Source organism: uncultured Kiloniella sp. (assembly GCF_937128705.1).
Taxonomy (GTDB): domain Bacteria; phylum Pseudomonadota; class Alphaproteobacteria; order Kiloniellales; family Kiloniellaceae; genus Kiloniella.
The window spans coordinates 1-15,576 of the sequence record NZ_CAKZMP010000026.1 but is presented as its reverse complement, the minus strand read 5'-3'; the positions used below and the strand labels follow the sequence as shown (position 1 = coordinate 15,576).

The following is a 15,576-nucleotide window of genomic DNA, read 5'->3' as shown; positions in this document are numbered from 1 at the left end:
AAAAGCAGCGACAAGAATATCACGCACAAAACCAAGAATACGGCTTAACCCAGTAAAACCGCTTACTGTCGCCAGATTACGAACCAAAGACATTCAGATACTCCGCATAGAACTCACAAAGGGAGTTTCACTTCACTACCTGTAAACTCACCCTCATGCCCACACCTTTGTAGAGGAAGCGGTTAGGATTTGGAAGAGGCTGATTTTACAGAGACATAGATACAAAGACATAGAAGATGACAAAGAATATCTCGGAAGTTTATTGAAAAGCTGCTTTCTATCTTCTTGTTAAACCTCAGCAGTATCAGGAAGTGGTGTACCAAAACCGATATCAATATAGTCTCTTTGATTAACTTTGTGATAATTTAATTGCTTGTCTGGATTTTGATGCCACTCAATGTTCTCAAGCACATCGTCAACAAAAACCAGATAGTGATAATCCCCACTATCTGAAGTAAGGGGATAGCCAACCGATTCAGAAGCATGTTCCAGCCCTGATTCGTACCGCCCCTCAAGGATCACCCTCATACCACAGGGAAAAGAAGCTATTTTGAAGAGCTCATTATAGGCGTCATCCCGACGCTCTTCCGAGACAAATTCAACATAATCCCGTCCTGTTGGATCAAACCCGATACGATCAACGATCCCCGTACCTACCAGACGAAGTAGCGATTGCCCAGGTGTGCTCAGATCATGTATCAAGATATGTGATAGAATCGTTTTTACGGCAGCAGGGTTGAAATCACTTTTCTTTGGAATAGTTTGACCACTTGAATATTTCAGTTCCCACCAATAGTCATGCAAGCGCTGACAACGCGGGCTTGTGAAAACCAGTGGTGAAACTGCATTCATATACTTAACTCGCACCTAAACTGACTTACTCCATTCAGTATATCCCAAAGAGAGTTAATCAAGCATTGAACACTTCCAATAATTTTTTCTGGATATTTTTAACTTTTTGTTCTGACGAAACCTTGTCACCCAAAGCTGACTGAACATAGAAAACATCAACCGCCCGCACACCATAGGTCGCAATACGCGCAGAATGAACTAGCAAGCCCAATTTGGTCAAAGCCTGCGTCAGATAGTAAAGTAATCCAGGTCGATCCTGACCATTAATCTCCAAGACGGTATAGCTTTCACTTGCTTTATTATCGACCAGCACCCGGGGCTTTACCTTTAATGCATTATGAACTCTGCTTGGTAATCTGGTCGGAAGATTCTTAAGTAATTTTGCCGTTTTTAATTCACCCGTTAGGGACTTTTCGATTGCCGTTTCCAACGTTGCCAAACGTTCCGGATCATTAATCATCCCTTTGGTATGGGCATCCGCAATATAAAAACTATCTAATGCCATACCGTTTTTCAGCGTATGAATCGTTGCTCCTTCAATAGAAGCACCAGATACAGCCAAAGCCCCTGCAACCCTGCTGAACAAGCCGGGGTGGTCTGCTGTATAGATTGTGACCTCTGTAATTTGGCGATAGGTATCAACACGAACTTCGGATGTATAAGGAGATTTATCGTTTTCTGCCTTGCGAATTAGTTCAGCTCGACGCTTCTGGGTTTCTGTATCTGTTGAAATCCAATAAGAAACTGTTCCAAGTTCAAGATGCTTGGCAACGTCCTGTGCAGGCCAATGGGATAGCTCTTTTGTCAGAACTTCCCACGCCACTTGAATCCGTCTCTCTTGACCCTCTGCAGCTAATCCACCCGATAAAAGCTCTTCGGTACGCCAGTAAAGATCACGTAACAAAGCAGCTTTCCAGGCATTCCAAACATTCGGCCCCACCGCCCGAATGTCAGCAACAGTCAGCACCAGTAACAACCTCAAGCGTTCTGGAGATTGAACGATCTCGGAAAAATCCTGAATAGTTTTGGGATCATCAATATCCCTAGAGAAAGCAGTCTCACTCATGGTCAAATGGTAGCGAACCAACCATGAAACAGTCTCTGTTTCCTCTGGTGTCAGCCCCATCCGAGGGCAGATTCTTTGTGCTATTTTAGCCCCTTCAATGGAATGGTCACCTTTCCTACCTTTGGCTATATCATGCAGGAATACAGCCACATAAAGCACTTTACGTGACAGGATTTTGTGAACCACCGCACTTGCAATTGGGGCTTCTTTCTTCAGCGTTCCTTTTTCAATCTGATGTAAAATTCCTATCGCAAACAGCGTATGCTCATCCACGGTATAATGGTGGTACATATTGAATTGCATCAAAGCGACGACACGCCCGAAGTCAGGAACGAAACGTCCTAAAACACCGGACTCATTTAATCGGCGTAACGTTTTTTCAGGGTCTTTGGGCGACGTCAGAATATTTAGGAACAGGCGACTGGCGGCTTCGTCCTGACGGACATTTTTTTTAATCAAACGCAGAGATTGGGTAATTTTGCGCAATGCTGCAGGATGGATATCCAAATCGTGTTTTTGGGCGACATGGAAGATACGTAACATCTCCACAGGATTTGTTTCGATTGAATCATCCTGACGAAAAGTCAGGCGATCCCCCTCTAAACGAAACTTTTCGATGGAACGTTTGCGCTTGAGAAAAGGAAGCGGAAGACGGAAACCCGATCTACGATTATGTTCAGCTTCCAAAGCTGCACAAAAAATACGTGTGAGACCACCAACCTCTTTTGCGACGATAAAGTAATGCTTCATCATCCGCTCAACACCCTTGGTTCCGGCGTGATCAGTATAATTCATCCAGTCTGCAAGGTCACGCTGCACATCAAATGACAAGCGTTCTTCCGGTCTGTTCGTCAAATAATGTAATGCACAGCGTAAGGACCACAAAAAAGACTGTGCTTTGGCAAACTGACGAACTTCCTGTCGGGTGAAGATTCCTCGCTCCGCAAGACTGGAAATATCATCGACCTGATATATAAATTTCGCAATCCAGAAAAGGGTATGCAAGTCTCTTAATCCGCCTTTACCCTCTTTGATATTTGGTTCCAGCGTATAACGGGACCCCCCGACTTTTTTGTGTCGCTCACTTCGTTCTTTAAGTTTTTGTTCAATAAATTCAGCCCCATGACCAGAGCGAACAACCCGGTCGTAAGTTTTTCTGAGCTTGGTGTATAGCGCGTCATCTCCACAGAGATAACGAGCCTCAAGAATGGCTGTATTTATTGTCAGATCGGAAAGGGAGCTTCGGATGCATTCCTTTACGTTGCGAACAGAATGTCCAACTTTGAAATTGAGGTCCCACAGAAAATAAAGCATGGCCTCAACCACCTGCTCTGTCCTAGGAACACTCTTGTAAGGTAACAAAAACAGTAAATCGACATCAGACTGTGGTGCCAATTCTCCGCGGCCATACCCCCCAACTGCTACGACAGCAAAACTTTCACCTTTCGAACGCGATCCAATCGGATACATCTCTTCATCAACAAATTTAAAAACAAGCTTCAGAATTTGATCAACCAGAAAACAGTTCGCACGTACAACCATTGTTCCAGAAGACTTTTTATCAAACCGCTTGCGGACCTCTGCATGCCCACCTTGTAATGCATCCCGTAAAAGTGCGAGAACTTTATTACGTTTGACCTGTCCCGTTTCATCAACCGCACATATTTCAGCTATCGCAGCTTCAAGCTTAGAAGCAGGAAAAATAGCCGTTTTGTTCTTTACGTCCTGATGATACGCATAATCGAGAGATGTTATCGGCATGCCGTCCTGCTTTTATACCTTGTGTTATTATTTAATGTCCCTTGGATTTTTGAAACTTTAGGAACAATAGAAACCTACTCTTTACCAACGGCCTTAAGCTCATAAAGTAAATCCAGTGCCTGACGAGGCGTTAGATCGTCCACATTTATTTCACTTAAGCGTTGGTCAACACCGGAAGCACTTTGATCAACTTCTGCTTCTGCCGTCGTTGTTGGCAAACTGGCAAAGAGAGGGAGATCTTCGGCAAGATGTGTCAAATTCCCAGCTTGTCCGTCTTTTTCCAATGTCTCCAGAACCTGCTCTGCACGGGTAACCGCGGCAACAGGCAATCCGGCCAGCTTGGCCACATGAATCCCATAGGATCGATCCGCAGCACCATTTGTAACTTCATGCAAAAAGACCACTTCACCCTTCCATTCCTTAACGCGCATGGAATGGCAGGAAAGTGATTTGAGCTTTGATGTTAAACGGGTCAATTCATGATAGTGGGTTGCAAATAAGGCACGTGATTTATTGGTTTCATGCAAGTGCTCAACACAGGCCCACGCAATAGACAAACCATCATATGTGGCTGTACCACGCCCAATCTCATCAAGAATAACCAATGATCGCTCTGTCGATTGATTGAGGATAACAGCCGTTTCCACCATCTCGACCATAAATGTAGATCGCCCGCGGGCCAGATCATCGGCGGCGCCAACACGACTGAACAACCGGTCGATAGATCCGATATGTGCTGCCTCAGCCGGTACAAAAGATCCCATCTGCGCCAAAACCGCGATCAATGCATTCTGCCTGAGAAAGGTTGATTTACCAGCCATGTTAGGTCCGGTAATCAGCCATAAGCGCTGTTGATCTTCTAACGAACAGTTATTGGCCACAAAAGGCCCCTCGGACGTTTTGGACAAAGCAGCTTCAACAACAGGGTGACGCCCGCCAATTACATCAAACGCCAGACTGCTATCAACTTTGGGACGATTCCAACGCTCACTAACAGCTAGTTCCGCCAAAGCGGCATTAACATCCAATTCTGCGAGTGTACGCGCTGCCAAAGCAATCTCATCAGCTTGTTCTACAACTTTACCAACCAGGTCGTCATAAAGTTCCAGCTCAATGGCCAAAGCCTTGCCTGCTGCACCTGAAATTTTTTGCTCAAGATCAGAAAGCTCGACCGTGGTAAAGCGCATTGCAGAAGCAAGCGTTTGGCGGTGGATAAATTCTGAGTCAGCATCGGTATTAACTTTGGAAGCGTTTGTTGGACTGACCTCAATAAAATAACCAAGAACGTTGTTATGTTTGATCTTCAGACTATTAACACCCGTGACTTCAGCATATCGCGCCTGAAGCCCCGCAATTAACTTACGGCTATCATCTCGTAGTTGTTTGTATTCATCCAGATCAGGCGAAAAGCCTAGGGCGATAAACCCGCCATCCCGTGCGAGCAACGGCAAGTCTTCTCGTAAAGCCCGTTGAAGCATATTACAGAGTTCCCGGTGGTCACCCAGTCTCTCAATGCAATTTTTTATACCCTCAGGCAGGCTATCCAACTGTACTCCGCCCAGCATCGACTTTAATTTGCCAGCTTCAGACAAAGCATCCCGGATGCCAGCGACATCACGCGGCCCCCCGCGTCCGACGGTTAAACGGGACAAACCGCGCTCAATATCAGGGCATTGACGAAGACTTGCGCGCAAATCCTGACGAAGTCCATCTTCTTCGACAAACCATGACACCATATTCAGACGATGAGAAATTGCTTCCGGCTGCGTTAAAGGGGCCGCCATACGCGCGCCTAATAATCTGGCCCCCGCACCAGTCACGGTCCTGTCGATCGTTGCGAGCAGACTTCCCTTGCGCCCCCCCGTCAACGCTTGGGTCAGTTCCAGATTTCGTCGGGTCGCTGCGTCAATTTCCATAACAGCATCACTACGGACCCGCTTGGGCGAAGACAGACGGGGCAGTTTGCCCTTTTGTGTAAGTTCAACATAATCAAGCAAAGAGCCTGACGCGGCCACTTCAGCCCGAGAGAATTCTCCAAAAGCATCAAGCGCCTTTATCGAAAACACATCCTCCAAACGACGGCGGGCGTTTTCGCTATCAAACCGCGATGATGGAAGCGGCGACAAAACGGACCGCCATTCATTAACTACATCAGCTAGCTCTTCACGCGAAAACAAGCGTTCTGGTAGCAGAAGCTCACCGGGATTAAGGCGCGCCAAAGCGGCAAGAAGGACGCCATTTATATTATTGTCCGAAGCAGCCAAAGGCTGGGTATAAAAATCGCCCGTGGACATATCCAGCCAGGAAAGCCCGTAATCACCAGCGGCATCAGTTAAAGCCGCAAGATAGTTGTGGCTTCGTGCATCCAGAAGTTCATCTTCTGTAATGGTGCCCGGTGTGACCAAACGGACAACACCCCGTTTAACAACCGATTTTGCCCCACGTTTCTTCGCTTCGGCCGGATTTTCCATTTGTTCGCAAATTGCAACCTTGAAGCCCTTGCGAATCAACCGTGATAAATAGCCCTCTGCCGCGTGGAACGGTACACCACACATCGGGATATCATCTCCCTTGTGATGACCTCGTTTGGTCAGCGTAATATCTAGAGCTTCCGAAGCTTGCACCGCATCATCAAAGAAAAGTTCGTAAAAATCACCCATGCGATAAAACAGCAATGAATCTGGGTGATCTTCTTTAATCTCCAGATATTGCGCCATCATTGGCGTTACTTTTTCAGCAGCCTTGACCTTTGATGCAATCTTGGGTCTTGACCCAGATTGATCTTTCGCTGTTTGGTCCGGTGCAGATTGATCAGCCTTTTTGCTTTCTTTATGACCAGAAAGCACAGAGTTCGGGGTTTCTTGGTCCTGGTCGCAGGGAATGGTCTTTGTTATTTCAGTCACAGAAAGGCAATACTCAAAAAAAGAAAACAGGGTGGGGAAAATAACACACTCGCATTGCTGAGCAAAGAATGCTTACCCGATTTTCGTTTTTAAAATTTTTGAGCTGTCAGCAGTCTAATTCACCTGCTTTTTCACACTCATGTCAGTACGTTTAGACGGGAAAACTAACGTAACTTTGGTCCCCTTGTTAAACTCACTCTCTAAAATGAGCTCACCGTCGTGTAATTCCATCAACGTTTTCGACAAGGGAAGCCCCAGGCCGGTTCCTTCGTGTTGTCTTGTAAGGTGGCTATCAACCTGAATAAAGGGCTTTAAAACTTCCTTAATTTTTTCTTCAGGAATACCAATTCCCGTATCTTCAACAGAGATAACTATTTGGGTTTTTTCATTCAACCAGGCTGACAGAACAACCTCTCCACCTTCGGATGTGAACTTCACTGCATTACTCAACAAGTTCAACAACAACTGCCGTAATCTGGTATTATCACCGAGAAGATAAGGACAATCAGGACTGACATTTGATTTCAACGTTATCAGATTACGTTCAGCACGATTATTTACAATTTTCAGACACGCAGATACAGCCTCCTCAATATCAACAATTTCTTCAACCAGACTAAGTTCGCCGGCTTCAATTTTTGACATGTCGAGAATGTCATTGATAATTTCCAGCAACAACGATCCACTGCTATAAATATCTTCAGCATAGGCCTTGTATCGCGGTTCTTGAATTTTTCCGAGCATCTCGTATTTGATCATTTCTGAAAAACCAATAATCGCATTCAACGGCGTCCGCAGCTCATGACTCATATTTGCCAAGAAATAGGTCTTTGCCCGGTTCGCTGCTTCCAATCCTTGCACGTAAATAAGCTGCTGTTTTTCATGCTGTTCAAGCTTATCAATCATCCGGTTATATCCCTCAATGAGTTCACCAACCTCATCTTCGGACGTTACAGGGATCTTATGACGAAGTTCTTGCTTATCGAAGGATGCAAAACCTTGGCCCAAGTCCTGAATTGGTTTGATCAAATAACGCCGGGTTGCAAAGAAAAGAACGCCTGAGAGGCCAAAAACAACAAGGATACCTTCGGGAATCTCATCCACAAAATTGTTCCACAGCTTTGTGGATATATCCGTATAGGCAACAACAAGGATAAACTTACCAATTTTGCGATTAACAAAGGGATCCTCATAAATAATATCGAGGGTATAGCTTCTATGCGTCTGCAAAGTTGTATCTGCGACTTCTTTTTTCGCTATTAAATTATCTTTTTCATCATAGACCTCAGCCCTATAAACCTCAGAGAATTCAATAAGGCTGCCTAAGTGCGATTCAATTGCTTCCAGATCAAAATTCCAAAGATACCCTGAAACGACATTGGCCTGAGTCGATGCCAAATTATGCCACTGTTCAGAAACCATGGTCTGTTCTTCTTCGAAATCCAGATAGCTATCCACAAAAGATTCGACCATCGTGGCAATAAGAACAGCAGGAACAATAAGATATAATAACTTGGCATTAATTGTTTTTGCAGATTTAAACATAAGAAAAACCCGCAACATAACTTTGTTTATAAGCTAAGCACTCAATTGTATTTAACGTTATGTCCCCAATCATCGAGGCTTTATATCGCTGAAAAAGAGTCTGCATAAATATTCCGAGCCAATGCCAAGTAATTTACCAACAAAGATTAAATGCTTTCTTCTATACACACTCAAGAGGCTAAATTCACATTCGAAGTGCAACACTGGTATATTCCGGAGTTGCGATGGGAAAGAATTATGATCAGCTCGATATTGATGAGCGTTATGAGCTTTATCGGCTTTATGAGTCGGGAATCTCAGTTCGTGCGATTGGTCGTTTAATGGGGCGCTCGGCCTCGACGATCAGTCGAGAATTACGTAGGAACTCGTTTCCAAGGGGAGAATATAAGCCTGGCTCGGCTGATCGAATTGCCTTGTCCCGGTGCCGGAGGCTATCTCGGATAGAGTGTCTAAGCCCACTACGATCATACATCAGCGACGGCCTTGCGATGGGATGGTCACCGGAGCAGATTGCAGGCAGGCTCAGACTTGAAAGATCAAAACATATTGTTTCAGTCGAGACAATCTATCGCTTTCTTTACCGCCCGGCCATTCGTCGGGCAAAGCTCTATCGGTTCTTGCCTAGAGCCAAGGCCAGCCGAGGAAGGCGTTATTTCAAACGCCGTCGCGCACCGATAGAAGGACGCCGCTCAATACACGACCGCCCAGAGGCTGTAACCTTGCGCGAAGAATTTGGTCATTGGGAAGGCGATCTGATGCAATTCCGCACCCAGCGAGGTAATCTGCTGACGCTCTCTGAAAGAAAGACCCGGTTTACACTTGCAGCTCCTTTGAAGAGCAAAACAGCGGAAGAGACAGGGGACCTGCTCATTGCACTCCTGAATGCCTTTCCTCCAAAAGCACGCAAGACAATTACTTTTGATAATGGCGGAGAGTTTGCTCATTACCATAAGCTTACGTCTGAGCTTGGCATGGAGGCCTATTTCTGTGATCCTCATTCGCCTTGGCAGCGGGGCCTGATCGAAAACACCAATGGTATCCTCCGTAGGGATATGCCGAGAAAAACAGATATGAAAAACTACAGCCCGCAAGACATTGATGAATTGCTCTGGGCCGTAAACTCAACACCAAGAAAATGCCTCGGATACAAAACACCTGCGGAGGCATTCATGCAAAACATGAGGTGTTGCACTTGATTTGTGAATCCAGCGAGAAGATCTTTTTAACAATAAGATAGAATTAATTAACTCTCTCTTATCAAAACGCGATTTGCTTATTTCTTTTACCCTTATTTCGCGTCAGTGAAAACAATCAGCTGCGCATATCGCTAATTTAATTAGTCCAACGAGGACTTTTTTGAACAATTTCTCTTCCAATTGGCTTTTTTGCAATGCAGTATATCCTTAAGGACCGCCTAACAGGTTTCATTCATATCAAAACAAGACCAAAATCACCCTGACGACGACACTTATTTATTATTATAGCGGAGAGCAGACCCGTGCCTAAGCACAATTCCCGAACCACCGACGCAGATGCGCTGGACTTTCATGCCTCGGGACGTCCCGGAAAACTGGAAATCAAAGCAACCAAACCCCTCACAACACAACGAGATTTGTCCCTCGCTTATTCCCCTGGCGTTGCTGTGCCTTGTTTGGAAATCGCCAAAAATCCCGCCGCAGCTTACGACTATACCGCCAAGGGGAACCTTGTCGCTGTAATATCAAATGGCACTGCCGTTCTCGGCCTTGGTAATCTTGGTGCTCTTGGTTCAAAACCTGTGATGGAAGGTAAAGCCGTTTTATTTAAACGATTTGCAGATGTTGATGGCATTGATCTCGAAGTCGATACCGAAAATGTTGATGAATTCGTCAACTGTGTTCGCTTTTTAGGGAAGACTTTTGGCGGGATTAACCTGGAAGATATAAAAGCGCCAGAATGTTTTATTATTGAACAAAGACTTCAGGAACTCTTGGATATTCCTGTTTTCCACGATGATCAACACGGGACCGCGATTATTGCCGCAGCCGGCTTGTTAAGTGCCCTTGATATCACCGGTAAAGACCTTAAAAAAATCAAGATGGTCGTGAACGGTGCGGGATCAGCAGGTATTGCCTGTACCGAGCTTGTCAAAGCTTTGGGTGTTCCCCACGAGAATATTCTACTTTGTGATACAAAAGGCGTTATTTATCAGGGCCGTGAAGCAGGAATGAATCAATGGAAATCTGCCCACGCGGTGCCGACAGATGATCGCACCCTCGAAGACGCTATGCGCAATGCTGATGTGGTTTTTGGGCTTTCCGTCAAAGGCGCTTTTTCTCCTGAAATGATTAAAAGTATGGCCCCAAACCCGATTATCTTTGCCATGGCTAATCCGGATCCAGAAATCACGCCAGAAGATGTCGCACAGGTTCGGGACGATGCTATCGTCGCAACAGGCCGTTCCGACTATCCAAACCAAGTTAACAACGTTCTTGGCTTTCCCTATATCTTCCGTGGTGCACTTGACGTTCGCGCATCCAGTATCAACATGGAAATGAAGGTTGCGGCAGCAAAGGCACTGGCCGCACTGGCACAAGAGGACGTGCCTGATGAAGTCGGAAAGGCTTATGCAGGCAGACAGCTGAAATACGGACGGGACTATATAATTCCCGCACCTTTTGATCCTCGTCTTGTTGCCGTTATTCCAAGGGCCGTTGCCGAAGCGGCAATGGAAAGTGGCGTTGCCGGTAAAAATATCGAAGACCTAGACGCTTATGAACGCGAGCTTTCTGCGCGTCTGGATCCTGCCGCAACAACATTTATGCGAATTGCACAAAAAGTACGTAACAACCCAAAACGTGTTGTTTTTGCAGAGGGCGAAGAAGAATCAGCCATTCGTGCGGCGGTAACCTATTACAATGCAGGATATGGTACACCATTGTTGGTTGGTCGCGAAGAAACCATCAAAGATACAATGCAGCTACTGGGTATCAACGGAGACTTCATTGAAATCCACAATGCCAGTATTTCCGAGCACCGTGAGCGCTATACAGATTACGTGTACAACCGCCTACAGCGTAAAGGAAAACTCTACCGTGACTGCCAGCGCATGGTTAATCAAAACAGGAACATCTTTGCCTCCTGTCTTGTAACTGATGGTATTGCGGATGCCATGGTCACAGGCTTGACCCGTAGCTTTGCGGTATCACTCGATGATGCAATGAGAGCAATCAATTGCAAACCCGGCAAACGTGCTATGGGCATGTCGATGATGATCATCGATGGTAAAGCCATATTCGTTGCAGATACATCAGTCAACGAAGTGCCTACCTCTGAACAGCTTGCCGATATTGCCGTTCAGGCCGCATCACATGTTCAGGCCATGGGTTACGAACCACGTGTTGCCTTTTTAAGCTTTTCTAATTTTGGCAATCCAACCCGGGAAACGACAACACGCATCAGACGCGCGGTTTCTGTACTTGATACAATGAATGTTGGTTTCGAATACGAAGGGGAAATGCAAGCCAATCTTGCCTTGGACTTTGATCTCCAAAAAAGATTGTTCCCTTTCTCTCGTCTCACCGGGCCTGCCAATATTCTGATTATGCCAGCACTTCATTCTGCCAATATTACCACCAAGCTTATCCAAAAAGCAGGTGGCAGCACGGCCGTGATTGGGCCAATGCTGGTAGGTCTTGAAAAGCCAGTACAGATTGTTCCTATGGGGGCAACAGTAACCGACCTTGTGACCATGGCAGCATTAGGTGCCTATGAATCCATTACAAATGAGATGGAAGAACCCTTTCTCTAATTTGAAAAATTAAACATATTTGTTACGGTTTTATGAACTCATCAGTGGCTTCTGGATTTACATAACCAGAAGCCACTGATTTTAAACAATTTTCATAACCGTCTTCAAACTGTCATGAAGACAAGTTAAGTATAGGCGGAAATCACGACTTACTTTCCGTATTATTCGCTAACACAATCGGGTCAACATGCCAGTTCGTCAGGACAAATATAATCGACTATTTACGTCGTCACTCATTTTATCATCCCCGGCCATTGCCGTCCTGTTTGCGCTCGTCATTCTTCACCTTGTGGTCTGGCAAGCAGCACTGATATCAGGTTTACTCATACTTGTTGGCACCAGCTACATTCTAAATAGCCACTACAGTCACGTTGAACGTCTGAAAGAATATATTACTGCCCTTCGGCAATTAAAAGGTCGAGATGCCCTACCAGAACCACCATCTGCAGTGGGCAGCTTTCTATATCCCGAACTTAATTCAACCTTGTCTCGGATGGCACAAGAAAGACAGCAATACAGACGCCAACTAGAAGATGTCACTGATGGCAACGAAGCAATTCTTCGCTCCTTACCCGATCCCTTGATCATGTTGGGCACTAAAAGAAAAATTATCCGTGGCAATCCCGCAGCTGAGACAATATTTGAGGATAAATTAGCCGGAAAAGAACTCTCAACAGTCTTGCGGAATCCCTCCATCCTCAACACCATTGATGAACTTGAAAAAAGCCAGAAAGATATTTCCAGATTCGTTGATTTCAAGATTCACGGTCGCGTTGAACGCTATCTCCAAGCACGCATTGCGCGCATGCCCGAACAGACATGGGACGGTACAAAGGTTATTATTAGCCTTCACGATTTAACATCGGCAAAACGCGTTGAACAAATGCGAGAAGATTTTGTCGCCAATGTCAGTCATGAACTTAAAACGCCATTAGCAAGCCTGATGGGCTTTATCGAAACGCTCAAAGGCCCGGCCAAAGACGATCCTGACGCACAGCAAAAATTCCTCAAGATCATGCAAGATCAATCAGAACGTATGTCCCGCTTGGTATCTGATTTACTATCTCTGTCTAAAATCGAGTTACTTGAGCACACACCACCAACCAGCGTGACTGATTTGAGCGAGGCCATGACCACAATCATCGAAGGGCTACACACTCAAATTCAAAATAAAAACATTACCATCCGCCGGGATATGGATGATGTTGTTCCCGTCCTTGGTGACACAGAGGCACTGACACAGGTTTTTCAGAACCTTTTAGAAAACGCTGTTAAATATGGGCATCAAGGAACGACAGTAACGATTCGCTGTAAATCTTACGGTCCTGGTAGCCAAGGAATGCGTCGTCTTGGTCGCCCGTCCGTGGCAATATCTATCATTGATCAAGGTGATGGCATTCCCCGGGAACACATACCGCGCCTGACAGAACGCTTTTATCGTGTTGATGCCGCTCGGTCCCGAGAACTTGGCGGCACAGGTCTCGGCCTTGCCATTGTAAAACACATCGTCAACCGTCACCGCGGTGTTCTGACTATCGACAGTGAAGTTGGACGTGGATCAACATTTACAGTTTACTTACCTCAAGCAGCGATTACAGAGGGACAACGCAAACCAATTAATATCAACGAAGTCAATTTCTGACCCTAGACATTCTTGATAAAGATTGGGTTATTTAACAAAAGCTTCAAATTAAGAGATCCCGGAATTTTCTTGGGATCTTTTTTATTATGAAAAATATTTTCTTATATATTAATGACTTAAACTAAATATATTTTAAACTTACTCGTTTTTTCACCTAAATACGAGTAATAAAACTGTCACAGTAGAGTCACAGAACTATAGCTCTAGCCCGATATGTTTTGCCTCGCCGAATGATCGGCAGCGCATATTATCCCAGTGACGGTAAAAACAGTTCACGCTGAGGGGATCCCGTAAAATCGGGATATGCGTACCTTGAGATTTATTAACGCTATATAGCGGAGACATGAACGTGATTAAAAAAGTTCTCACTGCGACAGCACTAGCTGGAATGATGATGGCAGTAGCTGGCGCTGCTCAAGCACGCGACCAGATCCGCATCGTCGGTTCTTCTACAGTTTTCCCATTCTCAACAACAGTTGCTGAAACATTCGGTAAAACAACCGGTTTCAAAACGCCTGTTGTTGAAAGCACCGGTTCTGGCGGTGGCATGAAGCTTTTCTGTGCAGGTGTTGGCGTTGAACACCCGGATATCACAAACGCTTCTCGCCGTATCAAAGCTTCTGAATATGAAAAGTGCACCAAAAATGGTGTTTCCATCACAGAAGTAAAAATCGGTTTTGACGGTATCGTACTTGCAAACTCTAAACAGAGTGACCGTCTGACTCTTACTAAAAAACAAATCTTCATGGCTCTTGCTAAACAGGTTCCTGTTGACGGTAAGTTGGTTGACAATCCATATCAGAAATGGAGCGACATCGACTCAAGCCTGCCAAACAGCAAGATTGAAGTTCTAGGCCCGCCACCAACATCCGGTACACGTGATGCTTTTGTCGAGTTGGCTATGGAAGGCGGCGCAAAGAAGTTCGAAAGCCTGAAAGCCCTTCGTAAAAGCGACAAGAAAGCTTTCAAAGCAATCGCTCACACTATTCGTGAAGACGGTGCTTATGTTGAAGCTGGCGAAAATGACAACTTAATCATTCAAAAGCTTGAAGCTAACCCACAGGCTGTTGGTATCTTTGGCTTTAGCTTCCTTGACCAGAATGCTGATAAAATCCAAGGGTCAATCGTTGAAGGCGCAGAGCCAACATTCGAAAACATCGCTGCTGGTGACTACGGCGTGTCTCGTTCTTTGTACTTCTACGTGAAAAAAGAGCACGTAGGTTCTGTACCTGGTATCCAGGAGTTTGTTAACGCTTTCACAAAAGAAGATGCTTGGGGTGACGAAGGTTATCTTGCTGACAAAGGTCTGATCCCGCTTCCTGCGGCTGATCGTGAGCAAGTTAAAAACTCTGCCCGTGGTCTTCAATCTTTGAGCATGTAAGCTTATAAGACTAATCTGGAAAGCTGGTGACTTGACATCAAGTCACCAGCTTCTAGTCAGTTCAGTTTAAAAAAAGTGGATTCCCTTACGGGTATATAATCAAATGGAACAGTTGGCTCTCTTTTTCGCTTTGCTTTTCCTCACAGTACTGGGTTTTATCCTGGGAAAAGGGCGGGCAGTAGCGTTATCTGGTCATTCAGATCAGCCTCTGCATTCTAGACTACCCTACTACGGCCTATACACCGCCTTGTGGTGTGGCCTGCCAAGCCTTCTTATTATGGCTAGCTGGATGATTTTTGAGCCGCAAATTGCAGAAATGCTTGTTGCCTCACAGTTAAAAGAGAGCAATGGCTCTATAACACCAGATCAACTAACGCTTTACATTAATGATGTTGTCAATCTGGCCTCTGGTGGCATTTTGAGCCGCGAACCAGACGCTGCCCTTTTATCCGCAGCAGATAATTATTCACTCTTTAGACAAATCAGCTATTTTGCCATGGCTGTTGTTGCTATCGCATTTTCTTTACTTGCTTTATTCACAAGTCTCAAAAAAATTAACCCGGAACTGAGAGCAAGAAATCAGGTTGAGAAAGTTATCTCAATCATCATGATGGTCTCGTCCCTTATTGCTATTCT

Annotated in this window: 9 protein-coding genes; 5 read left to right on the top strand and 4 right to left on the bottom strand. The window is 45.3% G+C overall.

Annotation, left to right across the window (positions count from 1 at the left end):
• Positions 1–288 precede the first annotated feature (288 nt).
• From Q0241_RS01710 to Q0241_RS01695, 4 genes are all read right to left on the bottom strand, one after another.
• On the bottom strand, positions 289–852 hold the full coding sequence (locus Q0241_RS01710) for a PAS domain-containing protein (RefSeq protein ID WP_299372089.1): 564 nt from the start codon (positions 850–852) through the stop codon (positions 289–291).
• A 58-nt stretch (positions 853–910) separates the two neighbouring features.
• Positions 911–3,679: a [protein-PII] uridylyltransferase gene (locus Q0241_RS01705; protein WP_299372086.1), complete on the bottom strand. Its 2,769-nt coding sequence runs from the start codon at positions 3,677–3,679 to the stop codon at positions 911–913.
• A gap of 74 nt (positions 3,680–3,753) precedes the next feature.
• Positions 3,754–6,399, bottom strand: a complete 2,646-nt coding sequence (mutS, locus tag Q0241_RS01700) for a DNA mismatch repair protein MutS (protein ID WP_299372092.1) — start codon at positions 6,397–6,399, stop codon at positions 3,754–3,756.
• Between the two features lie 297 nt (positions 6,400–6,696).
• Entirely contained in the window at positions 6,697–8,127 is a 1,431-nt protein-coding gene (locus Q0241_RS01695; RefSeq protein WP_299372083.1) for an ATP-binding protein, read from the bottom strand.
• 224 nt (positions 8,128–8,351) lie between these two features.
• On the opposite strand from Q0241_RS01695, the gene Q0241_RS01690 reads away from it, so the two are divergent.
• The 5 genes from Q0241_RS01690 to Q0241_RS01670 all read left to right on the top strand — a co-directional run.
• Positions 8,352–9,323 carry an IS30 family transposase gene (locus Q0241_RS01690; RefSeq protein WP_299372080.1) on the top strand — a complete coding sequence of 324 codons (972 nt, stop codon included), beginning with the start codon at positions 8,352–8,354 and terminating at the stop codon, positions 9,321–9,323.
• 302 nt (positions 9,324–9,625) lie between these two features.
• Positions 9,626–11,917 carry an NADP-dependent malic enzyme gene (locus Q0241_RS01685; RefSeq protein ID WP_299372077.1) on the top strand — a complete coding sequence of 764 codons (2,292 nt, stop codon included), beginning with the start codon at positions 9,626–9,628 and terminating at the stop codon, positions 11,915–11,917.
• A gap of 187 nt (positions 11,918–12,104) precedes the next feature.
• Positions 12,105–13,559, top strand: a complete 1,455-nt coding sequence (locus tag Q0241_RS01680; RefSeq protein WP_299372074.1) for an ATP-binding protein — start codon at positions 12,105–12,107, stop codon at positions 13,557–13,559.
• Between the two features lie 343 nt (positions 13,560–13,902).
• Positions 13,903–14,940, top strand: coding sequence for a PstS family phosphate ABC transporter substrate-binding protein (locus Q0241_RS01675; RefSeq protein ID WP_299372071.1), 1,038 nt, complete (start codon positions 13,903–13,905; stop codon positions 14,938–14,940).
• A gap of 103 nt (positions 14,941–15,043) precedes the next feature.
• On the top strand, positions 15,044–15,576 hold a 533-nt coding region (locus Q0241_RS01670), incomplete at its 3' end, for a phosphate ABC transporter permease family protein (protein ID WP_299372068.1).